Origin of the sequence: Paenibacillus sp. LPE1-1-1.1 (genome assembly GCF_040676435.1) — a bacterium.
Taxonomy (GTDB): domain Bacteria; phylum Bacillota; class Bacilli; order Paenibacillales; family Paenibacillaceae; genus Pristimantibacillus.
Genome location: NZ_JBEGHY010000034.1, coordinates 380,743 through 406,263, shown reverse-complemented (window position 1 = coordinate 406,263; position 25,521 = coordinate 380,743). Strand labels below are relative to the sequence as shown.

Genomic DNA, 25,521 nt, shown 5'->3' with positions numbered 1-25,521 from the left:
TCCTTTTGTCGAGCCCGCCTAGCGTAAAAATGCCTTCTATTCAAGCATGCGGGCGAAAAAAAACAGGGGCAACGCAAGTGACGTTATCCCCTGCTTTCGTTCATCCATTCTTATCCGTTATTATTTGCTCTCTTGCGTTACTTTTTGGTACGGAATCCAAACATATTTGCCATCCGTAATTTCGAAGCCCGTATTTTCTTTAGTCGGTGTTTCGCCTGAAGCAAGAACGTTCATCAGCTCAACCGTTGCTTTACCTTGGTTTGCCGCATCGTTTAGAACCGTACCAAGCAGCGTGCCTTCTTTCAATGCTTGCTGTGCCGGATCCGTAGCATCTACGCCTACGACTGGCATGAATTTATTGTCTTTGAAGTAACCGGCAGCTTTCAACGCTTCGATTGCGCCAAGCGCCATGTCATCGTTGTTTGCTAGAACCGCTTCGATTTTGTCGCCTTTAGAAGAAAGGAAAGCAGCCATTTTCTCTTGGCCTTTTACGCGATCCCACATTGCTGTATCTTCAGCAAGCGCTTCTACTTTAATGCCTGCATCTTGAATGGCTTGTACGGAGAACTTCGTGCGAAGCTCAGCGTCTTGGTGGCCCGGCTCGCCTTTGAGCATTACGTATTGCAGCACGCCGTCGCCGTTTTTATCCGCTTCCGGATGTGCTTTCCAATACTCAGCAACAATTTCGCCTTCCATTGTGCCGGACTCTTCTGCTTTAGCGCCTACGAAATAAGCTTTGTCCCATTTCGCCAAATCGTCAGCCAGCGGTTCGCGGTTAATGAATACAACCGGAATGTCCGCTTTTTGCGCTTTGTCGATGATAATGCCAGCTGCTGTACGGTCAACCGGGTTAACCGACATTGCTTTTACTTTTTTCGTAATAAACAAATCAACTTTATCATTTTGTGTCGGCTGCGAGTTTTGGCTATCTACGATATCTACTGCCATTTTACCCTCTGCCGCTGTTTCGATGGCGCTGCGCACACCGCTCATGAATGTATCGTCAAATTTATAGATGGCGACGCCTGCTTTTGGCAAACCGCTCGAACCGCCTTCTCCATTCGCGTTTCCGCAACCTGCCGCTGTAACTGCTAAAGCTCCGATAACAAGCGCTGCTGTCCACTTTTTCATTTTTTTTGCCCCCTGGTGGATTAATTAAGTACTGCTTCATTATGTCGTATATCACGAGGGAATCACATGTAATATCCTCATCACTTTTATTAATATTCTCATCTGTTTGCCATTCTATTTCTCTTTATTGGACCACGGGGAATAAGAGCTTCTGATTTTTGAGCCAAAACATATTTTCCTCCGTAATAAGCTCCACGTTCATTTCTACCCGCTCGGGAACCGCTTTTCCCTGCGCGGCTTCCAGCGCATGCTTGACGCTGAGATAACCCATGCTGAACGGATTTTGCACGATTAACGTCTGCAGCTGATTTTCCTGAAGCAGTTCAAGCAGCTCCGGCGAGCTGTCGAAGCCGACCAGCTTAATCCGCTCGCCGGCCTGCCTGCGCTTGAGCTCAAGCGCCGCGCCGATCGAGGCTTCCGTATTGAGCGACAAAACCCCGTCGATCTGCTGCTTGTCCATCATTTCCCGAACCGCTTGCTGGCATGCGCCGTATTCATCCGAGCAATACTGGCTGTCTACGATTCGGATTCCCGGATACTGCTTAACGGCATCGCGAATGCCCTTTTCCCGAAGCCCGCCGTTGATGCCGCCTTTGCTGAATGCAGCGATGGCGACATCGCCTTTCCCCTCAAGCTGCTCGGACATCTCTCGCATCGCCGCTTCTCCTGCCGCATAATTGTCTATGCCGATATACGATGTAATTTCTCCCGACGTCAACAAGCTGTCTATGGCGATGACGGGGATACGCCGCTTGGCAGCCTCGATTAGAAACGGCTCGAAAGCGGAATCTGCATTCGCCCCCAGCACGATCGCATCGGGCTCCGTCTCCAGCGACTGCATCGCCGTCTGCACCTGTGCGTCAATATTCCCTTCGTCCGAGGGTGCCGATATATGAAGATTAACGCCGAATTCCTTAACGGCTGCCTGGGCACCCATCGTTACGTTCTGCCAGTAGTCTCCTTTGCTTGTGCGGAGAATCAGCTGGATTGTCTTGCCCGCCTGCTCCTGCTTCGGCTCAGATAGGCCGGGATAAAGGGCGGAGTACAGCAAACCGGCGGCTGCAATGAAGAGCAGCCAGCTTACGATGATTCCTTTATGTTTCATCATTAGGACTGCTCCCCTTCCTCTGTTTGCCCTGGCATTTGAGCAGGGAAACGAATCGTAACCGTCGTACCGACTTCCAGCTCGCTTTCAAAATGAAGCCCGTAAGCCGCACCGAAATAAAGCCGGATTCTCTCCTGTACGTTCATTACGCCTACGCCGGAGCCTTTGGAGCTGACGATGGTGCCCGATAAGATTTTTTGCAGCTGCTCCTCCGACATGCCCAGCCCGTTATCCTTGATTTGGATGACGATCTCGCTGCCTTCAAGCCTAGCCGATACGGCAATATGGCCCTTATCGACCGATGGCTCGATGCCGTGTACAAGCGCATTCTCGATCAGCGGCTGAACGATTAGCTTCAAGGTAGCATGAGACAGCGCCTCCTGCTGCAAATCAAAGGAATAATCGAATTTATTTTTGAACCGCATTTGTTGGATGATCAAATAGTTTCGTGCATGCTCCATCTCATCGGCAAGCGTAATCAAGCTTTTCCCTTTGCCGATACTGATGCGGAACAGCTTGGACAGCGCGGTAATCGTCGTAATCACTTCTTCGTTCTTGTTCATGCCGACCATCCGCACGACGGTATTTAACGTGTTGTATAGAAAATGCGGATTAATTTGCGCCTGCAGCGCCTCCAGCTCGTATTTCCGTTTGCTCTCCTGCTCCGTTACGATCCGGTTCATCAGCTGCTTGATCGTTCCGATCATAATGTTGAACCGATCCGCTAAATGCTTGATTTCCAGCGGCCCTTCGCCGCTTACCGTCATATCGAAATCGCCGCGCTCCACGCTTTTCATGGACAGCTCAAGCCGCTTGATCGGTCTCGAAATCCGCCGGGCCACCATGCTCGACAATAAGAATACAATGAGTCCTAAAGCGATGAGCAGCTTGGACATCGACCGGTTCAGCTCCCAGCTTGTCGTCATCGCCTCGTCCATGTAGGATACGCCTACCACTTTCCAGCCGACGTTGCCGATCGTTTGTACGCTTATCATTTTTTCTTCCTCGGCGGATTCATCGATAAAACTGCCATAGGTATGCTTAAGCGCAAGCTCCACGTTTTCTTCCTTCAGATTGGCGTAAATGAGCTCGAGCTGCGGATGATATACGATGTTGCCCGCCGATTCGTCCAGCATATACACGTAGCCCTTCTGCCCCAAGCTGATTCGTTCGGAAAGCTCGTCAATCGTATTGAAGTTCACATCCATCAGCAAAACGCCGTTCACCTGTTTGCCGTTATGCCATACGGTGATGCTCTTGCTGATCGACACGACCCACCGGTATTGCTGCTTGTACAAATTTTGCACATGGGGCAGCGAGATCGACAAGTGGCCGGCTGTATCCAGCGCGCTTCGGAACCAGCCCTCTTCCGTGATTTGCAGCGTTTCCTTCAATTCCACATTGGGCAAATCGAGCAGCAGCTGCCCCTGATCGTCAAATAAGACGAGCGATACCGTATCGGAACGCGTCGACATCATCGATTCCAGCTGCTGGCGCATCATATCGGATTTCACGTCATTGCTTTGGCCGAGTGCATGATGCATCATATTGAACAGGTCGGACGTTACCTCTACATAGTTTTCAAGATTGTAGCTGACCTGATCGACAATTTGCTGCGAATTGCGAAATGCGTTTTCCTGGGCCGTAGCCGAGAATCGTCCGTACAGCACGACGCTGACAATCAAAATAATAAAGGTCGAGAACAATGTGAAGGACACCGTCAGAATAAACTGTATGCTTCTGCGCTGCATCACTTCTCCTGCTCCGTCAAGCCGCTTCGATATTCTTTCGCCGATACGCCGGCATATTTTTTAAAGCTCAGGCTAAAATAATTCGGATCCGCGAAGCCGACTTTATCGGCAATCTCGAAAGCTTTCAGCTCCGTAGTCCGCAGCAGCTCTTTGGCTGCTTCCATCCGCAGCTGCAGCAAATAAGCGCCAAACGTCAGCTTCAGCTCCTTTTTGAACAAACCGCTGAAATAACCTGCGCTAATATGCAGCTGCCCGCATACCTTGGCGATGGACAAGTCGCTCTCGTGAAAATGGCTCTTGGTATAGCTGATGGCATCCTCTACGATTTGTTTATAGGTATGCTGCCTTTGGCTTGCGATGCGGCTGCGCACTCTTGCGCACATTTCACCGAACCATGCCCGCGTTTCCTGCAAGCTGTTCAGCTTCTGATATTGATTCAAGATCCCGAAGCCTCCGCCGAATATTTCTTCGGTATCGCTGTCATAGACCTTCGTCAGTTTAATAATCGCCGTAACCATTTCAAGCAGATAATGCTGATATTCATGTACCGGCGCCTGAACGCGCGTAATCTCGTCAAACAGCCCGTCAATGACCTCTTCAAGCTCCTTCTCCGTACCCAGCTTCACGGTGCGTATCAAATTTTGCTCCTTCCATTCATCGAAAAGAAGCTTATCATGAAACCTATTCTCCATATCATCAATGCAAATGATTAGGTTATTGCCAAGTATGCGCCGGTAATCCAGCGCTACGGCTGCAGCCTCATACGCGTATTTCAGGTTATCAATATCCTTCGTGAACGTGCCCACGCCGATCATTACCGGAAAACGCAAAAATTTCTCGATGCTCTGCAAAATTTCCTTTAAGGCATTTTGCGTTTGCTCCATCATTTGCTTCTGATCCGAATGGGGGCTTACCGTGAACAATACGACCTGGTCCTGATGGATAAAAACTTTGCCCAGCTCATGCCGGGCCCAGATTTCACTGGCTATGTTGCTTACGGAGAACAGCTTTAGATCCAAATCGGTGGATGCGGCCAGCGATATAGAAGGCGGCTCGGCCTCCTCCTCATTCTGGTTATCCGAATGGTTAACGGCAATAATCGATACGACGTAGCCTTCGCCTTCGAGCTGCATGCCGTATTTTGCGGCCTTTGCCGCGATCTCCTTATAAGGCTGCATGCGCGTTATTAAGGAAGAAAGAAACTTCTCGCGAACAATGGGAAGGCTTGTGCGGTAATGCTCCTCCAGCAGCGCGATATTGCCCCGCTGCTCCCGCTCCTCGTCCATTCGCTTCGCCACTTCCACGATCGTATCGGTCAGCTGCCCAGCTGAGAACGGTTTCAAAACATAAGCCTCCACCTGCAGGTGGATCGCTTGCTTCGCGTATTCAAATTCATCATGGCCGGACAAAATAACGATACGGGTAATCGGGTACGCTTTCCTTGCCCATTCCGAGAGCTCAAGGCCGTTCATATAAGGCATACTAATATCGGTAATGAGCACGTCAGGCTCCATTTTCTCAAAAAGCTCCATTGCTTCCTTGCCGTTTCCGGCTGTCCTTACCTCGGTGAAACCGCAGCTTGCCCAATCGATCTCTACCATTAAACCTTCCGTAACTTCCGGCTCGTCATCAACGAGCAGCAGCTTATACATGTGGCTCCTCCTAAAAACTTTGCTCTTGCTCGACGCCAGCCAGTAAGCTGCGTTCCGCCTTTCTCATTTTGCCATAGATTTCGCCATTGTAAATAAGAGTTCGCCGATTAGATTATGGTTTCTCATTTCTATGCTTTATTATTCATTCAAAACGGTGACAAAATGACTGCTATTCATGTCTACTGCTGGCTATTTCCGCTTTATATTGATATATTACCTAAGGTGAGCAAGATTCTTACAGAACATAAGCTCCTTAGACTATAGAACGTGCAGGTGACGAACATGATTGAGGTAAAAACTTCTACGCTCAGCGATGGAGAGTTAAATCGAGGGGTATTTGCGACACGCGACATAGCAAAAGGCGATTTGATCCATGAAGCACCCGTCATTCCCTTCCCGAATGAAGAGCATGAACACATAGAGAAAACGATCCTCGCGGATTACGTATTTGAATATGGCGCCAATCACACGGCGATTCTGCTGGGATACGGCATGCTGTTTAACCATTCCTACACGCCTAATGCTTATTATGATTTGAATTTCGACAATCATACCGTCGACTTTTTTGCCCATACGGCCATCGCCGCAGGGGAGGAGATCCTTATTAACTATAACGGCGAGGTCGATAATGATGATCCGCTTTGGTTTAATGAGGATAAGGAAGAAGCGAGCAGCGACCCTTCTTAGCAAGCTCTATAAAAAACGAGGCTGTTCCGTGCAAAAGGCGGAACGGCCTCGTTTATTTTCTGCATTTTCACGCGAATCCGCGTTACGGTTGATGTCTGATAAATTCAATGTAATCCATTCGGCCGTTCACCTGCATAAGAAGCTGCTCCGCCATATAATGCGCGGAATATTTAAAGCTTGTTTCCGCCCAATACATAATAACGCCGACCGCCGCAGACATCCGGTAGCTCAGCATGATTTCATAGTCGATTGGGGGATCGCTCTTCTCCATCTCGATATGCATATCCGTCCTCATCGATTCCCGCAGCACGTCGACAAGCTCAAGCCCCAATCTTTTATCGATAGACAGCAAAGCCATAAATTCATCCTTATGCTTCTCTACATGCTCGAACAGCTGCAAGCTGGATGGATAAATGTTTGTTGCCTCCACCCTCTCCATCCCCTCGTACGGAAGCAAAAGCGCTTCAGCAAAGCCGCGCAAAAATTCATCGTGAATCTCACGCAGCAGCTCCTCCTTGCCCATAAAATGGTTGTAAAAGGTACCCCGGTTGTAATCCGCCCGCTCCGTCACATCCAAGATCGTGACAAGCTCATAGCCCTTCTCTAGGACAAGCGCCACGAAAGCCTCTTTGATAGCCTGACGGGTTCTTCTTATTCTTCTGTCCGTATGTGCTTCCATCGTCATGAGGTTCAAGCCTCCATTGAATATGCTGCTACTAGTATAGCCCATCTGCTCCCTACATCGCGAAAGGCACGAAAGTCCGCGGCATCCATACCGGTGATATCCGCCTAGCATTCAACAAAACGGCAGCATATGTCCAATTTCCTCTTCAAAAAAGACATCTCAATCGCTTCTGTCGACTACATGACATATGCGGCTTTACTGCTCATTGTCGATGCGGTTCATCGAGAGTTATCCTGAATATAGGGCACGGCGTACGGATATCCGGCCTCATGCTAATCCATTTCAACGAAAAGGAAGCGAATGAAAATGAGTCAACCACAAGTCAAAACAGCTGTCATTACAGGCGCCGCCGGCGGTATCGGCAAGGAGCTCGCGCGGCGATTGGCCGAGCGCGGGGTCAACCTCGTTCTGGTCGATTTGAACGAAGAGGCTTTGTTGCAGGTCAAGGAAGAGCTCGGACTAAATGATCATCATGCACTGATCGTAGCAGCGGACGTTTCGAAGGAAGAAGACGTTCAAAACTATGTAAATAAAGCGGTAGAGAAATTCGGCACCATCGATTATTTTGCTAACAACGCGGGGATCGAGGGTCCTTCGGGCCTTGTTGAGGAACAAAGCGTCAAAGCGCTTGATCTCGTCTACAACGTTAACGTCCGCGGGGTTTTTCTAGGTCTCCATTACGTCATTCCCGTCATGAAAAAGCAAAAATCCGGGGCGATTCTAAATACATCTTCGCTTGCCGGACTGATGGGGGCGCCTGGCATGTCTCCCTACATCATGTCAAAGCACGCGGTTATCGGTCTCACTCGCGTAACAGCCAATGAGCTCGCACCGTTCGGCATTCGGATGAATGCTGTGCTCCCGGGAACAATCAACACGCGCATGATGCGTCAAATTGAAGCGAATTTCGGCAGTCCGGAAGATTTCAAAGCAGCCAACGAAGCCGCGACGCCAATGGGGCGCTACGGCGAACCCCAAGAGGTAGCTGCTGTCATGAACTTCCTGCTTTCCGACGAGGCGTCCTTCGTGACGGCTTCGCTCTACACGGTAGATGGCGGGATGATCGGCCAATAATAATAGAAAAGGAGTGAATCGTTATGAAATTGCAAAATAAAGTCATTATCGTCACAGGCGCCGGCAGCGGTATCGGACGCACAACTTCTCTGAAGCTTGCATCCGAAGGCGCCATTGTCGTTTCCTCCGACTATAATGAGGCGACAGCCAAAGAAACAGCCGAGCTCATTAAGCAGGCTGGCGGACAAGCTTCCTTTGTCCGAGCAGATGTTTCCAGCGCAGAGGACGTTCAGCATATGATCGATGCGGCCGTGGAAACGCATGGCACGCTCGACGGTATTTTCAATAATGCAGGCGTGGGCGATATCCGATCCTTCGAGGAGCATACCCCCGACTATTTCAACCACGTCATTTCGGTCGATCAATTTGGTGTCTACCTTGGGATCTATTACGGATCGAAGAAGATGAAGGAGCTCGGCGTCAAAGGCATTATCGTCAATACGGCATCCATCTTCGGATACATGGCAGCCAAAGGAAGCTTTGCTTATCAAGCCGCAAAAGCGGCAGTCATCATGATGACGAAGTCCGCCGCGCTAGAGCTGGCTGAAGACGGCATCCGCGTAACCGCCGTAGCTCCCGGCTTCATCGATACGCCGATCATTAAGGATGGAGACGACTTCAAGAGCTTCCTTGCCGAGCAGCATCTAAGCAAAAAGCTGATCCAACCCGAACAAATCGCCGACGTGGTAGCTTTCCTTTTCTCCAATGAGGCTTCAGCAATCAACGGACAGACGATTCCCGTAGAGGACGGCTTTTTGATTTTTAAGCGTTCATAATACGCAATAAGACGATCGACAGACTAAGGCCGCTGGCAAACCAGCGGCCTTTATCATTTATCTCTATTTATTCAAAATAATAAGTCCGCAGCGCGTCCTTGATTCCCAGCGTGTTTCTCCGAAGGTCCTTCGCGCTAAAAAATACATCACCCTTGATCACCGCATATTTTTTATTGTATTCAAGCTGATCAATCAACTCCTGAGCGCTCTGCCAGCCAGCTTCCTTGGTTCCCAGCTTATACGGGGAATGCCCAATATACAGGTCAACGCCTGTACCTGTAACCTCCTGCGCCCACCAATCTGCCAATTTGTCGTAACGCGCGGCCGTAAAGGATAAACTCCAGTAAATCTGAGGCGTGATATAATCAATCCACCCTTTCTGAATCCAAGTCCGGACATCTGCATACATATCGTCGTACGCCGTGATGCTTGCTTTGGTATCGGATCCGGTCTGGTCTGCCGCCTTATTCCGCCAAACCCCGAAAGGGCTGATACCGTATTTTGCCTGCGGTTTAACCTTATGAATCGATTCACCCAGCTGCCGGACAAACTCATTAATATTGCTGCGTCGCCAATTTGCTTTTGTTGCGATTTTAGCCGGGTTATAGTCTTTGAAGGCAGAATCGTCGGCAAAAACCATATTCGATGGATAGAAATAATCATCTAAATGGACACCGTCTATCGCATAACCGTTCACGACCTCCATAATGGTGTCTATAATATGCTGGCGTGCTTCTGGAATGCCGGGATTGATATACAGCTTGCCGCCCGCATTCACAATCCAATCCGGATGCTGCTTCGTCACATGATTAGAAGCCAGCTGCTCGGTTTTGGCATCAACGCTTGCCCGAAACGGGTTGAACCATGCATGGAACTCCATGTTCCGCTTATGCGCTTCTTCAACCATAAAAGCAAGCGGGTCATAAGAGGGCGCCAAGCCTTGAACGCCTGATAAATATTTCGACCACGGAACTAATTCGGATGGGTAAAATGCATCGCCGGCCGGACGTACCTGAACGAATACGGCATTCATTCCCATACTCTGGAGATCATCGAGCAGGCTTATGAATTCTCCCATCTGTTTCACTTCATTTTGATAGGAGCCCGAAGATGGCCAGTCTAAATTATACACCGTCGAAACCCATGCCCCGCGCAGCTCCGCTTCCGGATCGGGCACCGTATTCGGATCAGGGTCCGGAACCGGCGGCGTGATTCCTCCCGATGGATTCTCCGCAGCCGTCAGCAGCGTGATGGTCTGGTTGCTTTGGCTCCAATGGACCGCTAGGCCCAGCTGTTCGCTGACAAAGCGCAGCGGTACCATTGCCCTGCCCGCTTTTACATGGACTGAGGCATCCAGCTTAACGCTTTCGCCATTCACAATCGCCGCCGTGCTTCCGCTGTTCATAGTAATCGTCTTATTTCCGCTGCTTTTAATCGTAACCCGCTGCTCCGCAGAGCTCCAATCCACGCTCGCTTTCAGCTCCTCGCTAATGACCCGGAGCGGAACCATCGTCACATTGACCTTAGGGAGAATGTAAGGGGCTACCTCACTTTCGATCGCTTTTCCATTCAAAATAATGCGAATGCCCGCAGCTCCGGCCGCTTGGCCGATAGGCGCAGCCACACTCAAGCCAATAACCGCAATAAACAGTAAAATAGACCATTTTCTTATATTCATATAACCCGGTTCCCCTATCCCTTTGCAACTATTCTGCCATTCCTGAAATTAGACGCTTTATTCCAGCTATTGGTTGCACATGAATCGAGAAATCAGCGTGAATCTGGATTCAATGATTCCATAGTGGATAAATTAAAATTCCAGAGGACATGCTACTCCTAACATAAAGGGGGTGGATAATAATGCCAAACAATAAAATAGACGTAGAAACCGATAGAGATCCAAATACAGCTTATGAAGATACCTCTGCTCATGAGCGAACAGGCTTTATCATTGACGATACCGAGCAGTTAGGCAATGAAAACAAGGAGCAATCCAATCAACCAAGCAACAACCAATAGTCCCTCAATTAAGAAAGGCTGCCCTTATGGCAGCCCCTTTGAATTAATCTGGCTATTCCAGCCATACCTTTACCCCATATAAGCTCATTGCACGCTTTCTCTCCTCCAGCAGCCTCCATCCGCTCCATAACCAGAGGGCAGCCACAACGACTAGGACAAGCAGGGCTTTGAGCGTATAATAATGGCGCGTTCTTGGGCCTTCATCAAATTGAATGCTGCCAAGCTTTTTCTCGGCGTGTTTCATGAGGGATAGCTGCAGCGCCGGATCATTGGCCATACCTCCCGTATTTAATCGAAAACCGTTCGTTTGTCCCGGCTTGTTTAAACCCATCTTCACAGTCAGCGTTACATCCATTCCCAATTCGCCGCATAGGTCCAGAAGTGTCTTCGAGAAGCCTCCAAAAGGAAAAGCAAGCACATGGTTTTGGATGCCTAGCTTCTGCTGGAGGATGTCATTGGCCTGCTTAAGGTCTTTAGTAATGCGCTGCTTGTACTCTTCCTCCGTTTCCTGCCGTTGCTGATCCTTCAGGTAAATCCGACCGGCAAGCATGGCAGTTTCTTCCGTACTCGAGGAGTCCGTTTTGGCGTACTTGTGCGAGTCATACGTATGGCTGAAAAATTCAATGCCGTTTCTATGCATCAGCTCAACCTGCTCCCAGGTCACTTTCGGAATCCCTTTATACTCCGGATTGTCGATTGCATTGACAATAAGGAAGTTGGACGCAGGGGCTTGATATTTCTTTAAAAGCGGATAAGCATACGTATAAAATGATTCATAACCGTCGTCGAAAGTAAGAAGCACCGCGTTGTCCGGCACAGGCGCCGAATGCAGTATGAAATCCGTGTACTCACTCATCGTTATCCAGTGAAAGTTATTATCTCTCATTAACTCCAGCTGCTTCTCGAAATTAACGACGGATAATGTGCCAGCGTCCTTCGGCTCAGGACTAAGATCATGGTACATCAGCACAAGAACACGATCCTTATAATAAATGCCGTTTGGATTATTATTTTCAGGCTTTAATCCATCGTAAGGCGATATTTCCTCCGCATCCGAATTCGCTTTTTTGGCGCTTTCCGTAAACATTTGGTTAATAATAGGGATTTTTGAATGATATCTTTGAACGACGAAGTAGCTGAAAACAATGGTAGATATTACTAGCATGATAGATAAAAGAACGAATTTGATATGCAAATACATGACGTCGCCTCACAAAGAAAGATTAATGTTCGAGTGGTTATCACTGTGAACATATAAGGAAACTGTACCATAATTTGGGACTTATGGCATCATGTATGTCAACATTTAACAAAAATGTTGAAGCTTATTGCCTTGCAATAATTGTTAAGCTGCTCTGCCAATTGGGCTTCCCCTCCGCGAATATCCCACATACACTGCATGTGGAGGTGATTATTCATGCTTCAAATGTCGTGGTATACAAAGGCCTTGGGCTTAGTCGGCCAGCCTGTCGGCGTGTCCTTTGTGAACGGCCAGGGTGTCACAGGCGTGTTATGCAGCGTCACCGGCGGCAATGTCGTATTAATGGAGTACTTGTATCAAAGCCAATTTGCCACCAAGCATTACCCTTCCAATACTATTCAGGACATTAATTCTTTTCCGGGATGCAGCATGCCTGGTTCTCTTTTCTAAACCATAACGAACCGCTCAAGAACTAGTCTTGGGCGGTTCATTATTTTTGCAAAACAAATAACCCTATTTATATTGGCAGATGTGGCGGTTTCAGCTTGAGACGGGGATCGTAAATGATATTTTTGTGCCGTGACCGGGTGTACTCTGAATATGGAGGCCTTGGCCATAGATTTGCCTCAATCTCAGATCCGTATTTCGAAGACCAATTCCCTGTCTGGCACCCGTTTCGTTGTTAAGCAGCTCCTCCAGCCTGTCCAAGCCGCTTCCACGCGCAATCGTACTCGGAATGATTTCTTATTGTCCGTTAAAGCCCGTACCCGAGATTTCAGTTCTAACGCATCGACCGGCTTCATTAAATAATCGTTCGCCCCGGCTTGGAAGACCAATGGAGAATTAACCGGTTCCTCCGATTTCGTATTTTATGTCTCTTAATCGCCAAAAAACCGGATTTCCCTATGTGGGAAATCCGGTTTTCTTCGTTTTATTATCGCTCAGCGGCCTAATTATATGTTCGGGATTTCTGGAGGCATTTCCGGTCTGACTTCCGGCGGTACATCCGGCTTAATCTCTGGATCGGTCTGCGGAATAATTTCCGGGACGGGCTGGCCGGGAATAATCTCGGGCGAGGCCGGCGGTGAAATTTCCGGGTTGTTGCCAGGATTAACATCAGGAATTTCCGATGGTTGATTCGTATATTCAGACATGGTTAAACATCTCCCTTCACTTATACCTATTAGTACCCATACTGGCGAAAAATTAACATTACCCTACGGTACGGCGCAGGAATATGATGATCCGATTCCAGCCTTTCACTTCTTATATATGGTTCACAAAAAATAAACAGGAGGCTGATGGGAGGACGAAAAATCAGTTAAATACTTTGGTATGTAACAATAAAGAAAAACAGAGCACTAGAGGTTATGCCCCACGATGCTCTGTCTTCATCATAAATAAACGGCTATGCCGTTCTAAGCAAAAAAACCAATACTAAGACTTTTTGCATTTAAACTTTCTTTTCTTTTTCGCGTGAAAACCAACATCCACTGCAGTAATCGAAGAAATTTTAACGTAACTAACGACGCCCTTCACATTGATAACGACACAGCCGTCGGATATGCCCAAAAACACGCCATTGCTACGGTTACCTTTGCTCTTCCAATCTCCTTTGCTTGACATCGCTATCAACTCCTTTATAGTAAGAATTGCTCTATTCTATGAGGATTGATAGATTTCTTGGCTTTTTCCCGAATATCAAGGTTACAATCATGGAGTAATTCAGCATGCATAGATGATGGCAGCCAATCATTAGCGATCATAATATCTATGAATCCTTCCCTGCAGTAGGTGCACCAGCCCTGATTATAAATATAGAGCATGAGTTCAACAGCGGCAGGATCTATATTCTCCTTAAAAATAAGCAAAGTATCTAGTTCCCAATGATGAAAAGAAAACTTGTTTTGTTTCTTAAAAATAACTTTATCTATAAGAACAAGATCCTGTCGCTGATAATTGGAAATTAAAAGCATTAAGGCATGCTTATTCGGATTATTAATCTGTAACAGTTCAATCGCAAACCCGTGAATTTTATCGGATCTGATGTTTCTCAACGCTATGATTATCCTTATGATTGATTAAATGTAGAAGAGGCGAACCTAAACCTCTCAAAAGCTTCATTCGGAATTCTTCAACGAACAAAAGAATTTCACTCCCTATTTATAGTTGTGAATTCCAGACTCCCCTTTATATACGCTCTTACCTGATCGGTGCAATGCCGAATGTACCGGCTATCATCAAATAGTTTGCTTTGCATCAGTCCGCCCTCGACTAAAGCGATGATTACGCTGCACGCAGCTTCCACATCCACTTCTTTACGAAATTCATGAAGTTCGATGCCCTCCCTGATCATTTTTCCCAAGGCCGTCATTAGCTCCGTCATGGCAAGCTGCGCCCTTTGCTTTAACAACGGGTGACCATCATCGTTCTCCACTGCGGTGTTAAGGATAGGGCAGCCACCCTCGCACACATCCTGTTCAATTAGCGTCACATACACATCGCATATCGCCAGTAATTTATCTGTAGGGGTAGACCGTGTTGCTATTGCTTCGGCCAGCAAATTCTTTAATTGCGCAAACGAATAATCAAATGCAGCCAGCGCGATTTCATCCTTATTTTCAAAATGATTATAGATGCCGCCTTTACGGACCTGGCAGCGTTCGATGATTTCAGACAATGAAGTGCCTGCATATCCTTTGGTATTAAATAAACCAGCGGACTGCCTGATAATGTGTTCTTTCGTGACTTGCCCTTTTCCCATATCCAGCCCTCATTTCAAAAAGTACCGATTGGTCTTAAATTAGCATATTCTGTACTCGAGTTCAACCTTACGGGAATGATACATTTTCAATTTATGGAAAATCACTCTTGATTCCAATACAAAGATATGATAATTTAAAACAGACCGGTCGGTATTAAATGAGTATAGGAGATGTTATTATGGCTGTTTCGATTCAACATATTCGCAATGCTACATCGGTATTAACCTTGAATGGCAAAAAAATACTTGTCGATCCGATGCTGAGTGATGTAGGCGAGCTTCCGCCTGTTCCTTTCACGCGGTCTCTTCGCAGAAATCCATTAACCCCTCTGCCCGTTCCTCTAAACTTTTTTGAAAACATGGATGCTATTCTTTTGACGCATCGGCATTTCGACCATTTGGATAAAAAGGCGATCTCCATTCTGAACAAGACGCTCCCTGTGTTCTGCCAACCGGAGGATCAAACTTTCTTGCAAACCGCTGGCTTCAGCAATGTACATGTGGTTGACGATTCGATTGCATGGGGCGGCATTCAGATGAAACGGATTAAAGGGCAGCATGCCAAGGGCGCTGCCGCCAGACTGCTCGGACCGGTATCCGGCTTCCTTGTAAGCACACCGGCAGACGGCTCCGTTTATTTGGTCGGCGACTGCATTTACACTCCAGCTATTGAAGAGGCATTTCGTGCGAACCGGCCGGATATTGCAGTCCTGAATACGCCGCGCGCTCAGATGCTGTTAGGGACGATTATTACGATGACCGCCGAGGATATCGTTCGCATTGCGCAGTTGTCGCCAGCCACGAAGCTGGTCGCCGTCCATATGGATGCCATCAGCCATTGCACATTCAAACGTCAGCATCTCCGGGCATTTTTGAAGGATTGCGGCCTTGAGCATGCAGCAATCATTCCGGAAGACGGTGAGGTTATATCTTTCTAGCTCATCCGAGAAAAAAAAGAGGCTGGGACGCCATCAAGAGGTCCCAACCTTTTAACAAATATACCTAGGGCTCCTCTAAACAAAAAGTTCTCGATCTGCTGCGCTAGCCGAGGAAGAAATAGGCTGCCTTTTTTATGGCCTCATACTCCGCATGACTCTCTCTCCTAAAAAAACTAACTTCCCGGCTTGTCATCCGGCTGTTGCCATTGTCCGGTTGCGTCCAGCACGCTTGGCTTTATATAGCGCTTCATCCGCCCGTTGGAACACTTCTTCAAAATGAGATCCATGCTCAGGATAAAGAGCCACTCCGATCGATACCGTTATCGGCCTGCCTGTTGGACTGTTGACGCTCTCGGCCTTGCTCCGAATGCGCTCGGCCAGCTCCGTTCCTTCCCGCAGCGAATACTTCGGCAGCACGGCCACAAACTCTTCGCCGCCCAATCGGCAGACGAGATCCTCCATTCGGCATTCCGCCTTAAGAATATGAGCCAGATGGATGAGCGTCTCGTCGCCCTTGTTATGTCCGTACGTGTCGTTCACCTTTTTGAAATGGTCGATGTCAATAACGATAAGCGCGTATCCGCGTGTTTCATTTTCACTGTGCAACAGCCACTCCTCTAATCCTGCACGGTTCGCGAGACCCGTCAAATGATCCGTTCGAGCCTGCAAGCTCTTCTTGTCAGCTTCGCTCTGCAAGCCGTGCACCGCGGTCATCATCGCCCGGGCCAGGTGGTGCGCCTCATAATTCCAATGGCTCTCAAACGGCGGTCGATCCACCCTCTCGCCTATCGCAATCCTGCGGGCAGCCGCGGTCAACAAGACAAACGGCGATGCCAGCCTTCGGGCTATCCATACGCAGAGCACCAAAATTACCGTGATGAACGGTACGCTCCATGCAAGCTGCGTTCTCATGATCGTTTTTTTCGTTTCGTTGACGATCGAGGCCGGGGACTGGAATACAATCCCCCAGTCCAATCCTGCAACCCGCAAGAAACCGGCAAAGTTCTCTTCCCCTAGTTGATTGCCGATAACGGCGAATCGCGTCTTTTCGCCTTTAAATGTTTCTTGAATTACGCTGGCCGGTACGATTTCGTTCTCCCTGCTGTCGTCCGGGTTTAGCAGAAGTTCGCCTTGGCGGTCAACGATGTAGGCGTACGTTCCCACGCTGCTCTTGATCGCATGGTCGAACATATCGGTGAACACGTTCCGCGCCTGCAGATCGATTAAGCCGACAATGAATCCGCCGGACGGTTGACCGGGTGCTTGGAACGGATGAACCACCATAATCATTCGATGTCCGCCGGGTGCTTGGAAAGCCTCGGATACGTATGGGCCTCGTCTGCCACTGGCATGCGATAGCATCTCGTCATCAAGCTGATACCCGGGAAGAAAGCCAGCATTCTGCGTCGATACCCGAACGATGCCGGATTGATCCACGAGCATCGCACCGTTGAACATGTGGTTGCCCATAAGAAGCGCACCGATCGTACGAGGATTATCCTCGTACGTTATCCGCTCGTCTAACATATAGCGAGCCGTGCTGCCCAGCTCGTGGAACATTAAATCTTTGATGGTGTTCACCGATATCGTTAAATTCCGCGCCCCCTCAAAATTTCTCTGCAGCATAGACGCGGTTAGCGTCTCATTCTGCTTATGGATCGAGACCGCCATCAAGATGACGGTCGAGCCTAATAACGTGAATGCAAGCAGCCCCACGAGCAAGCTTTGAAATTTGATTTTACCCTTACGCCCGGCACCCCGTGTCTGTTTCCCCATCCTATACACCCTTTTCCATGATTGAACGATATAAGAGTGACAGTATTCGACAAATATATCCATAACTCCTGCATGGATGCCGATTTCAAATCCGCCAAACATTATGGGAGAGAGCTATCATCGGACGTAACAAAAAACGCCGCCAACCCAATAGCATGTTAGTGCTTTTGGGTTGGCGGCGTTTTTCCGTGCGGCCTGAACAGCCTACTGTGTCTTTTTTCGTATTTGCTTATCCCGGTTCTCGCCCCACTCTTTGGCCTGAGATGTTGCAATCGCAATCGCCCTGCCTTCTTCATAGCCGTCCTCCAATAAAGCATTCGCAATTTCAATCGCTTTATTGCGAACCGGGGCCATAAAGTTTTTTAGAGAATCCGGATATTCATCTTTTGTCCATGGCATAGCGCAGCCCTCCTCTCGTATTCGGATCGCATGCGTTCACGCCTTGCAACCGCCTGCGAAAACTACTAACTATTACCCAAGGCGCGTGCGGCATTAAACATCAAAAAATCAAATGGCGTTCATAGGCATGCTTTGATCAGCATATTAGCGTCATTCGGCAATCGAAAAAAAACGATTTTAAACCGCTTTATGGCGTAAGCTTGATGACTGTTGCATCATACAAAAAGAAACAACTGCCATTTACATATAAAGGAGAAATATAATTTGAAAAAACAGCTCATTGCAATCATTTCGGCATGCCTCTTACTCAGCAGTCCCGCTATCCCCAGCAATCAAGCCAGCGCGAAATCTGAAGCGAAAACCTACAATAACTGCAAAGAACTAAATAAAGACTATGCAGGCGGCGTAGCACAATCCGATTCCGTTAAAAATAAGGGTGGAAAAACGAAATATAAACCATTCGTCTCTAAAGCCTTGTACGATGCTAACAAGAAAAGCGACAGGGACAAGGACCTCATTGCTTGCGAGAAATAGAAAAGAGCATAAGAAAACCGCGCGGGCTAAGGCCTGTGCGGTTTTTTTTGCGCCATTCGGTGTGAAGGCACGGGTTACGTGTTTATTCCTTTGGCAGTATACTCCGGTTCATCACCGGAGAAGAAAGGATAACCGACGTATTGACATTACCGAAGGGCATAAGCCGCTCCACGAGCTCGCTCAGCGCATCCATCCCCGTTACCGCCGCCTTCAAAATATAGCTGACCGTTCCGGTTACGCGATGGCATTCTATAATATCATCGTCATTCATAATGCGTTTTTCGAACTCCGTTGGGAACACCTTCAACTCGCTCATTTGAATAATCAGCTGGATGTTCCTTCCCACAGCGGCCGGCGATACCCGTGCGCCGAATCCGGTTATGACTCCCCTCTCCTGCAGACGAAGCATACGCTCCGATATACTGGGACGGCTTAAGGCCAGTCGCTTGGAAAGCTCGCTGACAGTCATTCGCCCATCCTCCTGCAGCAGTTGGAGCAGCGTTCGATCCAATTGATCCATCATCGCAAGCCCTCCTTCATTTTGCAGAAAAGAAGCGGTTATTTGATTCAATGTAACCTAAACTCACATTATTTTCGTTCAGTTTATTATATATCCGGTACGCGCTGTTTTGTATCCTTAAATTAACAAACTTAAACAGGCGGTGCATGCAATATGATACGGAAGTCAGGCAACAAGATGAAGGAAACCGCAAGAATTTGGCTCCATATTGCAATTGGTTGCTTCGTGATCGCCGGCGGTTTGGTCGTCCTGAAGCATTCGCATATCGTCACCGGCGGAACAGCCGGACTCTCTTTAAGCTTATCGCCGCTGCTGCATGTCCCATTCCACTATATTTTCGGCTTGCTTAACCTGCCGTTTTTTATTTTCTCTTATTTTTACATGGGCAAATCATTTACTTTCAAAACCATTCTTGCCATTGCGCTTCTCTCCGTAATAAGCGCCACGGACCATGCATTGCCTGCTTTTACGATTCCGCCGTTGATTGGAGCCATTGTCGGAGGCGCGTTCATCGGAGCAGGCCTTACCACTTTGTTTCGAAACGATGCTTCCCTTGGCGGCGCAACGATTCTTGCGGTTTACCTGTACAAGAAATACGGGATCAATCCCGGCAAAACCAACTTCTCCTTCGACTTCCTGGTTGTCCTCACCAGCCTATCCGTATTCTCGCTTACGAGCGGGCTTTTCTCCGCATTATCTATTGCCGTTACGTCGGGGATCTTGTCCTTCTATAAAAGAAGAAAACCGAGTGCCGGGAAAACCAAAGATGATCCCCTTTCACGCGTGTCGGCTTCGTAACACCAAACGGCGTAACCAGACCAAAGTCGGGGCGCCCCCCCCTGCTAAAGATGGTTTTACCTTCCATAATATTCCTATACATTAGAAGGAACGAAGTGCTGGAAGGTAGCTAGCGCATAGCTTGAAGGGAGACGGAAGAACTTGTGGAGACGTGTTCGCAAAATAGTGGTTTACCTGCTCGCCATACTTGTGGGGCTAGCAGGTATCGGAACCGTATATCAATGGTATGGCTCCGTACAAGACAAAAAATCATACAAACCTGTCGGGAAGCTTTATGAAGTAGCAGGCAGCAAAATGCATCTCTATACGGAAGGGGAAGGGGACACGACGATCGTATTCGCTTCCGGATGGGGAACGGTGAATCCTTACGCCGATTTCTCACCTTTGTATGAAGGCCTGAAGTCGCATGCAAAGATTGCCGTCTATGACCGGTTTGGGTATGGCTACAGCGATATGACGGACAGAAAACGGGATATCGATACGATTACCAACGAAATTCATGAGCTGCTGCTCGTCTCCGGGCAGAAGCCGCCTTATGTGTTTGCAGCGCACTCATTGGGTTCCCTGGAAGCTATTCGGTATGCGCAGCGGTTCCCGGAAGAAGTGAAGGGCATTCTGCTTACGGAAGGCGGAAGTCCGGAATATTACAAAACCAGCCCGGAACTTACTTTTATTCCGTGGATACACAGCGGGCTCCGAACAACCGGCCTATTGCGGGCTTTGTATCATTTTAACGGCTTCCCTGAATGGGTTGCCAACCAAAGCAACGGAGATATGCTGTTGACGGAGGAACGGAAGGAATTGAATCGCAAGGCCACGCTGCTTAAGGTCGGAAATCGGAATATGAGAGATGAAATACGGCAAAGCCGGGAAAACGCCGAAATCGTGCTAGCGGGCGGAAAACCTCTCAATATCCCTCTTACCGTACTGACGGCGGATTATTTCGGTAAGCTCGCCGATGACCGCGCATGGAAAGACAATGAAGCCGCGCTTCCCTCATGGTCTGTTTCCGGCAAGCAAATCATCGTGCAAGACAGCTCCCATTACCTGCACAGCTATCATCCAGAGCTTGTTGTTGATGAACTGCTGCGGCTGGTTAACCCATAAAAACGAAATGAAAACAGAACTAAGGAGACCACCCTCCCTTAGCTCTGTTTTTCGTCCATCCCGTTGTGAACCTAGCATCAGCGTATTCCTATAAAGCTGCAGTTGCTTGGCCGATCAGCGATGACAGCTGCTCGCAATCGACCGCCTGCCCTTCACGAATCTTGATTGTTTTTCTTTCCGGCGGACCTTCGAACAAGCCTTCCGGAAGCGATAGCTCACTCGCGTTAAAGATGGTAAAGCTGACGGCGTCTTTCGACGTCGAAATAACGGCCGCGTATTTTCCATTGCTCAAAAAATGCGGCTTCTTATATTGAATGCGCTCCTGAACGCCGGGAATCACTCCATGAACAGCCTCGCGCAGGCGGGCGCAAAGTTCTCCTTGCCAAGGCAATGTTATCGCTCCGATAAATTCCGTTACTTCTTGATTCATTTTTTCCGTCTCCTTTTTTTTGTAAAATTCATGGCTCTATTAACACGACGAACGGATAACGGCCATTTCGACAGCTATGAAAAATAACTTTAGCTTTTTTTCAGCATGTCAATTTGGTCTCTCAGGTCGGCTTCCAGCAGCGTTGATTCGGAAGCCCGAAGCAGGCTCTCATTATCAAAAAGCAGGCGGAGCTCGATTTCGCATTCGCTGCAACCGCTTGGATGCGGCATGCGCATCGCCCATGCGATGGCCTCTTCTTCCGTTTTCACATCAATCAGCGTATATCCTGCTACCAAACTTCCCGTCTCCGCAAATGGTCCAGCCATAATCTCAGGCATCTCGCCGCTTACCGGATACGTGATCCGCAGTCCACTCGAGCTCGGCCGCAGCTCCTCCACAGCAAGGAGCACGCCGGCGCTGTCCAAGGCTTCGTTGTACGCTGCCATCGCATCATGGTGTTTCCAGCCCGGCTTCACGCCAGCTTCTGAATGCTTTGTTGCTTTCACCATTAACATATATCGCATTGGTGTTTCCTCCCGAATTGGAATGAGGACGGAATGCAGTTAAACCCGCCGCTACTATAACGACGAACGGGAAACCCGCTAATCGACATGCTCATCTGAAGTGCATTCCGCGGCGCGCTTTAACATCAGCTCGCGCTCGCGTACATTGCGTGTCAGCGACGCGGCACGCTCAAATTCACCGCGCGCTTCACCGCTGCGGCCCATTTTCACCAATAGATCTCCCCGCACGCTCGGCAGCAGATGATAGTCCTTCAACGATGGCACAGAGGTCAGCTCATCTACGATTTGCAGGCCAAAGGCTGGACCGAAGGCCATGGCAATCGCCACCGCGCGGTTTAATTCCACGACAGGCGACGGCATTACACGTGATAAAGCTTCATACAAGGCCGCAATTCGTGCCCAGTCGGTCTCGGCTGCGGTACGGGCTTTCGCGTGGCATGCAGCAATCGCAGCTTGAAGCGCATAGGGACCAAGCGGCCGCCCGAGCTTCTGTGCGCGTTCGAGAGCAGCCAAGCCGCGGCGGATCAGCAGCTGGTCCCATAATCCGCGATTCTGATCCATAAGCAGGATGGGTTCGCCCGCAGCGCTTACCCGGGTTTTAAACCGCGACGATTGGATTTCCATCAAAGCAACCAAGCCGTGAACCTCCGGTTCCCCAGTTGCGATTTCCGCAAGGACACGCCCAAGCCTAAGCGCCTCCTGACAAAGCAGCGGACGTATCCAGCTGCCGCCGGAAGTTGCCGTATAGCCCTCATTAAACATCAGATAAATCACTTCGAGCACCGTCGACAGGCGTTCCTTGAGTTCCTCGCCCGCAGGAACCTCGAAGGCAACACGCATGCTGCTTAACGTGCGCTTCGCCCGGACAATCCGCTGCGCAATCGTCGATTCCGCGATGAGGAATGCATGCGCGATTTCATCGGTCGTAAGACCCCCCAGCAGACGCAGCGTCAACGCTACCCGTGCCTCCTGCGATAAGGCTGGATGGCAGGTCATGAAAATTAACCGAAGAAGATCATCCCCCACTTCGCCATCCATCGCCATATCAATATCGTCCTCGGTGTACATTTCGTTTCCTTGCCCAAACTCCTCGTATTTCTGTTCGCGGACTTTGCTCCTGCGGATGAAATCGATCGCTCGGCGCTTCGCCGTCGTCATGAGCCAAGCCCCGGGGTTATCCGGTATGCCGGAGACTGGCCACCGTTCCAATGCAATAACAAGGGCATCCTGTGCCAAGTCTTCTGCTAGACCGATGTCACGCACCATCCGCGTCAATCCGGCAATCAGCTTGGCCGATTCAATTCGCCAGATGGCATCTATTGTGCGCTGGGCTGCGGAACCGTTCACGACTTCTTAGGCCTCTCCATTTGGATGCGAAGCGCGGCTTCCATCGCCAGCGTTTCCGGATTCTGCGTTAAATCCTCCGCATCCATCACCTGCCGCAGCTCGATTTCCCCTTCGCCGTTTCCATGGGGATCCGGCATGCGCATGGCCCATTCGATTGCCTCTTCCCTCGACTTAACTTCAATAAGCGTATATCCGGCTATTATTTCTTTCGCTTCGGTGAATGGCCCGTCGATAACTTTCGGCTTCTCTCCAGGATTCGGATAGGAAATCCGAATGCCATTCGAGCTGGCCTGCAATCCATCTGCAGCGAGCAGCACGCCTGCCTTAGCCAATTCTTCGTTGTAGCGGAGCATCGCTTCGAGAAGCTCCTGGCTGGGCATTATCCCTGCCTCGGAATCCTTGGTACCTTTAACGATCATCATAAATCTCATATTTAATTTCCTCCCGCATTCATTTTGGAAATATAACTACCTCTTCCTATATAGACGACGAACCATTTGCCTCAGAATCGACAACGCGAGCAGAAATAATATTGGATAAATTCGTCATTTGTAAATAAAATTCCTTTGCAGCACTGTAAGGAGCAGTCGAATTTCACTTTTGCGTGCGAGCTGGTTAAGACAAAAAAAAGAGTTGCCCTCGACAAGGCAACCCGATTTATTCACTGTTTGATTAAGTCATTCATCTATTAATTGAACCATTACAAATGCTCCGCTTTTGTTTCTATTTTTTTCTTCCGTATTGCTTGGCATAGGCCATAATGCTGCGATACATGCTTTTATCTTTCATTTGCTTCAGCGGATAGAACTGGGGTCTTGTATTCACCTCAAGAATCCAAACGTTGCCTTTTTTGTCTAAAGCAACGTCGAGACCCAGCTCTCGAAATCCGCTGCTATGTTTGTCAAATAATTGGCCGACAGATTTGCCAAGGTTTTTTAGCTCGTTTTCTTTCCGATCGATAGTGTTCTTGCTGAAGCCTGCTTTAGACAGCGTTTGCCGGAAATACCCCAGCTCGCCGCCTTGATGGTAGTTCGTCGCGACTTTGCCGGACACTCCTATTTTCGTGAAAATCGCAGTGCTCTTCCATACGCCGCCGTTCGATTTTTGAACCATGACGCGAATATCGAAGGGCCTGCCTTTTACAGCGGCTAGTTGAATGCCCTTCTGCAGCAAATAGGATTGCCCCGATGCACGTTTCTTCAATTGGCCATGGAGAGCCTTTACTGTCGCGTAACGGTTTTTCTTTGCGTTGTGTTGAATTTGATAGCCCTTCTCCAGCTTTTTTATACGATTAATATTAAAGCCGCCCGTGCCGCCGGTAGGTTTGAAAAATACGGTTGAATACTGAGAAAGCATACTGCTAAGATTGCTTCGGTTAAAGAGTAATGTATGAGGAACATATTTTCGTATATTTGCTTTTTTAAGCAGCCACTTCGTTTTTACCCATTTGCTCTTAACCGATGTACTTCGATAACCCATAATGTCAAAATCCCCCCTTTCTCTAGCATATGAGGGGCTATTAAAGATTGCTCGTGCTCTTGTCTATTGCGTCAACCTAATGGTAAATTGTTGAAATAAAACATATGATTAAATAAAATAGTAGAGAAATATACCACATACAAAGCAGAGGTGTATCCATGAACTTATTTGATAGCTGCTCCGGCCAATCTTTGCAAGCGGGACTGAACTGGATAAATGAACCGGACCATTGGGAATTTGACGCCGATCGGGCATTAATCGTCTCTGCACCAGCCGTTGCCGATTTTTTTATTGATCCGTCAGGGGACAATGTCAAATCCTCCGCTCCTTTTTTGTATACTCAGGTCAAAGGCGATTTTAGCGCGGTCACCAGAGTCAGCGTAGAAATGAAGCAGCAATACGATTCCGGATGCTTGATGATCATGGCCGATGACACCCATTGGGCTAAGCTCTGCTTTGAGTTTTTTGCGGATCATCCTTCCATCCTCAGTGTCGTGACCAAGGAGAGCTCGGATGATTGCATCTCCGCCAAAGCAGAAACCAGTCAGCCGTATCTGCGAATGGCAAGGGCCGGAAACTGCTTCGCCTTCCACTATTCAATGGACGGGGAGCAATGGAAGCTGGTCCGTTATTTCCGGTTGGATTGCCCGGATGAGATCAAAGTAGGTGTGGTCGCGCAGTCTCCGGTCGGCGACGGCGCTCAGGCAAGGTTTGACTATTTTCTGCTAGTCCAAGGCATCTCTGGCGATATTCGAACGGTGAACCCATAAAACCAAAAGGAAGAGGCGCGCCGGGACCAGGCACACCTCTTCTCTTTATTTCAA

29 protein-coding genes are annotated in these 25,521 nt (G+C 48.7%); 10 read left to right on the top strand and 19 right to left on the bottom strand.

What is annotated here, in order from left to right:
- Window positions 1-120 precede the first annotated feature (120 nt).
- The 4 genes from MRBLPE1_RS24965 to MRBLPE1_RS24950 all read right to left on the bottom strand — a co-directional run bounded on the left by MRBLPE1_RS24965 (window position 121) and on the right by MRBLPE1_RS24950 (window position 5,639).
- Entirely contained in the window at window positions 121-1,131 is a 1,011-nt protein-coding gene (locus MRBLPE1_RS24965) for a galactose ABC transporter substrate-binding protein (RefSeq protein ID WP_364150626.1), read from the bottom strand.
- A 124-nt stretch (window positions 1,132-1,255) separates the two neighbouring features.
- Window positions 1,256-2,239, bottom strand: coding sequence for a substrate-binding domain-containing protein (locus tag MRBLPE1_RS24960; protein WP_364150623.1), 984 nt, complete (start codon window positions 2,237-2,239; stop codon window positions 1,256-1,258).
- The gene (locus tag MRBLPE1_RS24955) at window positions 2,239-3,987 is read right to left on the bottom strand and encodes a cache domain-containing sensor histidine kinase (protein WP_364151506.1); all 1,749 of its coding nucleotides are present in this window, start codon (window positions 3,985-3,987) and stop codon (window positions 2,239-2,241) included. The genes MRBLPE1_RS24960 and MRBLPE1_RS24955 overlap by 1 nt, the downstream gene beginning before the upstream one ends.
- Window positions 3,987-5,639: a response regulator gene (locus tag MRBLPE1_RS24950; RefSeq protein ID WP_364150620.1), complete on the bottom strand. Its 1,653-nt coding sequence runs from the start codon at window positions 5,637-5,639 to the stop codon at window positions 3,987-3,989. Before MRBLPE1_RS24950 ends, MRBLPE1_RS24955 begins: the two co-directional genes overlap by 1 nt.
- 282 nt (window positions 5,640-5,921) lie before the next feature.
- On the opposite strand from MRBLPE1_RS24950, the gene MRBLPE1_RS24945 reads away from it, so the two are divergent.
- Window positions 5,922-6,326, top strand: a complete 405-nt coding sequence (locus MRBLPE1_RS24945) for an SET domain-containing protein (protein WP_364150617.1) — start codon at window positions 5,922-5,924, stop codon at window positions 6,324-6,326.
- An 82-nt stretch (window positions 6,327-6,408) separates the two neighbouring features.
- On the opposite strand, the gene MRBLPE1_RS24940 is transcribed toward MRBLPE1_RS24945, so the two are convergent.
- Window positions 6,409-7,011, bottom strand: coding sequence for a TetR/AcrR family transcriptional regulator (locus tag MRBLPE1_RS24940; RefSeq protein WP_364150614.1), 603 nt, complete (start codon window positions 7,009-7,011; stop codon window positions 6,409-6,411).
- Window positions 7,012-7,317: 306 nt separating this feature from the next.
- Here MRBLPE1_RS24940 and MRBLPE1_RS24935 point away from each other — a divergent pair, with 306 nt between their 5' ends.
- Window positions 7,318-8,085 carry an SDR family NAD(P)-dependent oxidoreductase gene (locus MRBLPE1_RS24935; RefSeq protein WP_364150611.1) on the top strand — a complete coding sequence of 256 codons (768 nt, stop codon included), beginning with the start codon at window positions 7,318-7,320 and terminating at the stop codon, window positions 8,083-8,085.
- A 23-nt stretch (window positions 8,086-8,108) separates the two neighbouring features.
- A complete protein-coding gene (locus MRBLPE1_RS24930) occupies window positions 8,109-8,861 on the top strand; it encodes an SDR family NAD(P)-dependent oxidoreductase (protein WP_364150608.1) in 753 nt (250 codons plus the stop codon).
- Between the two features lie 67 nt (window positions 8,862-8,928).
- Here the strand turns inward: MRBLPE1_RS24930 and MRBLPE1_RS24925 are convergent, their stop codons facing one another.
- Entirely contained in the window at window positions 8,929-10,539 is a 1,611-nt protein-coding gene (locus MRBLPE1_RS24925; protein WP_364150605.1) for a family 10 glycosylhydrolase, read from the bottom strand.
- Window positions 10,540-10,721: 182 nt separating this feature from the next.
- Between MRBLPE1_RS24925 and MRBLPE1_RS24920 the strand changes: the two genes are divergently transcribed.
- On the top strand, window positions 10,722-10,880 hold the full coding sequence (locus MRBLPE1_RS24920) for a hypothetical protein (protein WP_364150603.1): 159 nt from the start codon (window positions 10,722-10,724) through the stop codon (window positions 10,878-10,880).
- Between the two features lie 52 nt (window positions 10,881-10,932).
- Here MRBLPE1_RS24920 and MRBLPE1_RS24915 read toward each other — a convergent pair whose 3' ends face one another.
- Entirely contained in the window at window positions 10,933-12,081 is a 1,149-nt protein-coding gene (locus tag MRBLPE1_RS24915) for a polysaccharide deacetylase family protein (protein ID WP_364150600.1), read from the bottom strand.
- 225 nt (window positions 12,082-12,306) lie between these two features.
- On the opposite strand from MRBLPE1_RS24915, the gene MRBLPE1_RS24910 reads away from it, so the two are divergent.
- Window positions 12,307-12,531 carry a hypothetical protein gene (locus MRBLPE1_RS24910; RefSeq protein WP_364151503.1) on the top strand — a complete coding sequence of 75 codons (225 nt, stop codon included), beginning with the start codon at window positions 12,307-12,309 and terminating at the stop codon, window positions 12,529-12,531.
- Window positions 12,532-13,034: 503 nt separating this feature from the next.
- Here the strand turns inward: MRBLPE1_RS24910 and MRBLPE1_RS24900 are convergent.
- The 4 genes from MRBLPE1_RS24900 to MRBLPE1_RS24885 form a co-directional block, all read right to left on the bottom strand.
- Entirely contained in the window at window positions 13,035-13,235 is a 201-nt protein-coding gene (locus MRBLPE1_RS24900; protein WP_364150597.1) for a hypothetical protein, read from the bottom strand.
- Between the two features lie 283 nt (window positions 13,236-13,518).
- Window positions 13,519-13,707, bottom strand: coding sequence for a hypothetical protein (locus MRBLPE1_RS24895; protein ID WP_364150594.1), 189 nt, complete (start codon window positions 13,705-13,707; stop codon window positions 13,519-13,521).
- Between the two features lie 14 nt (window positions 13,708-13,721).
- Window positions 13,722-14,138, bottom strand: a complete 417-nt coding sequence (locus tag MRBLPE1_RS24890) for a hypothetical protein (protein WP_364150591.1) — start codon at window positions 14,136-14,138, stop codon at window positions 13,722-13,724.
- Window positions 14,139-14,233: 95 nt separating this feature from the next.
- The gene (locus MRBLPE1_RS24885; RefSeq protein WP_364150589.1) at window positions 14,234-14,845 is read right to left on the bottom strand and encodes a TetR/AcrR family transcriptional regulator; all 612 of its coding nucleotides are present in this window, start codon (window positions 14,843-14,845) and stop codon (window positions 14,234-14,236) included.
- A 179-nt stretch (window positions 14,846-15,024) separates the two neighbouring features.
- On the opposite strand from MRBLPE1_RS24885, the gene MRBLPE1_RS24880 reads away from it, so the two are divergent.
- Window positions 15,025-15,783 (top strand): MBL fold metallo-hydrolase, encoded by a 759-nt coding sequence (locus MRBLPE1_RS24880; RefSeq protein ID WP_364150586.1) that lies wholly within the window; start codon window positions 15,025-15,027, stop codon window positions 15,781-15,783.
- A gap of 189 nt (window positions 15,784-15,972) precedes the next feature.
- Here the strand turns inward: MRBLPE1_RS24880 and MRBLPE1_RS24875 are convergent, their stop codons facing one another.
- Both MRBLPE1_RS24875 and MRBLPE1_RS24870 read right to left on the bottom strand, forming a co-directional pair.
- Window positions 15,973-17,559: a sensor domain-containing diguanylate cyclase gene (locus tag MRBLPE1_RS24875; protein WP_364150583.1), complete on the bottom strand. Its 1,587-nt coding sequence runs from the start codon at window positions 17,557-17,559 to the stop codon at window positions 15,973-15,975.
- Window positions 17,560-17,763: 204 nt separating this feature from the next.
- Window positions 17,764-17,958: a DUF2188 domain-containing protein gene (locus tag MRBLPE1_RS24870; protein WP_364150580.1), complete on the bottom strand. Its 195-nt coding sequence runs from the start codon at window positions 17,956-17,958 to the stop codon at window positions 17,764-17,766.
- A gap of 285 nt (window positions 17,959-18,243) precedes the next feature.
- Here MRBLPE1_RS24870 and MRBLPE1_RS24865 point away from each other — a divergent pair, with 285 nt between their 5' ends.
- On the top strand, window positions 18,244-18,492 hold the full coding sequence (locus MRBLPE1_RS24865; protein WP_414698925.1) for an excalibur calcium-binding domain-containing protein: 249 nt from the start codon (window positions 18,244-18,246) through the stop codon (window positions 18,490-18,492).
- An 82-nt stretch (window positions 18,493-18,574) separates the two neighbouring features.
- On the opposite strand, the gene MRBLPE1_RS24860 is transcribed toward MRBLPE1_RS24865, so the two are convergent.
- Window positions 18,575-19,012 (bottom strand): Lrp/AsnC family transcriptional regulator, encoded by a 438-nt coding sequence (locus MRBLPE1_RS24860; RefSeq protein ID WP_364151497.1) that lies wholly within the window; start codon window positions 19,010-19,012, stop codon window positions 18,575-18,577.
- A 153-nt stretch (window positions 19,013-19,165) separates the two neighbouring features.
- On the opposite strand from MRBLPE1_RS24860, the gene MRBLPE1_RS24855 reads away from it, so the two are divergent.
- Both MRBLPE1_RS24855 and MRBLPE1_RS24850 read left to right on the top strand, forming a co-directional pair.
- Window positions 19,166-19,810, top strand: coding sequence for a YitT family protein (locus MRBLPE1_RS24855; protein WP_364150577.1), 645 nt, complete (start codon window positions 19,166-19,168; stop codon window positions 19,808-19,810).
- A gap of 141 nt (window positions 19,811-19,951) precedes the next feature.
- The gene (locus tag MRBLPE1_RS24850; RefSeq protein ID WP_364150575.1) at window positions 19,952-20,917 is read left to right on the top strand and encodes an alpha/beta fold hydrolase; all 966 of its coding nucleotides are present in this window, start codon (window positions 19,952-19,954) and stop codon (window positions 20,915-20,917) included.
- 88 nt (window positions 20,918-21,005) lie between these two features.
- Here MRBLPE1_RS24850 and MRBLPE1_RS24845 read toward each other — a convergent pair whose 3' ends face one another.
- From MRBLPE1_RS24845 to MRBLPE1_RS24825, 5 genes are all read right to left on the bottom strand, one after another.
- Window positions 21,006-21,347, bottom strand: coding sequence for a DUF1801 domain-containing protein (locus MRBLPE1_RS24845; protein ID WP_364150572.1), 342 nt, complete (start codon window positions 21,345-21,347; stop codon window positions 21,006-21,008).
- Window positions 21,348-21,436: 89 nt separating this feature from the next.
- Entirely contained in the window at window positions 21,437-21,871 is a 435-nt protein-coding gene (locus tag MRBLPE1_RS24840; protein ID WP_364150569.1) for a YciI family protein, read from the bottom strand.
- A gap of 78 nt (window positions 21,872-21,949) precedes the next feature.
- Window positions 21,950-23,218: an RNA polymerase sigma factor gene (locus MRBLPE1_RS24835; protein WP_364150566.1), complete on the bottom strand. Its 1,269-nt coding sequence runs from the start codon at window positions 23,216-23,218 to the stop codon at window positions 21,950-21,952.
- Window positions 23,215-23,649, bottom strand: coding sequence for a YciI family protein (locus MRBLPE1_RS24830; protein WP_364150563.1), 435 nt, complete (start codon window positions 23,647-23,649; stop codon window positions 23,215-23,217). Before MRBLPE1_RS24830 ends, MRBLPE1_RS24835 begins: the two co-directional genes overlap by 4 nt.
- A gap of 292 nt (window positions 23,650-23,941) precedes the next feature.
- Window positions 23,942-24,697, bottom strand: coding sequence for a YheC/YheD family protein (locus MRBLPE1_RS24825; RefSeq protein WP_364150560.1), 756 nt, complete (start codon window positions 24,695-24,697; stop codon window positions 23,942-23,944).
- Window positions 24,698-24,855: 158 nt separating this feature from the next.
- On the opposite strand from MRBLPE1_RS24825, the gene MRBLPE1_RS24820 reads away from it, so the two are divergent.
- Complete coding sequence (locus tag MRBLPE1_RS24820) at window positions 24,856-25,467, top strand: DUF1349 domain-containing protein (RefSeq protein WP_364150556.1); 612 nt, start codon at window positions 24,856-24,858, stop codon at window positions 25,465-25,467.
- Window positions 25,468-25,521 lie beyond the last annotated feature (54 nt).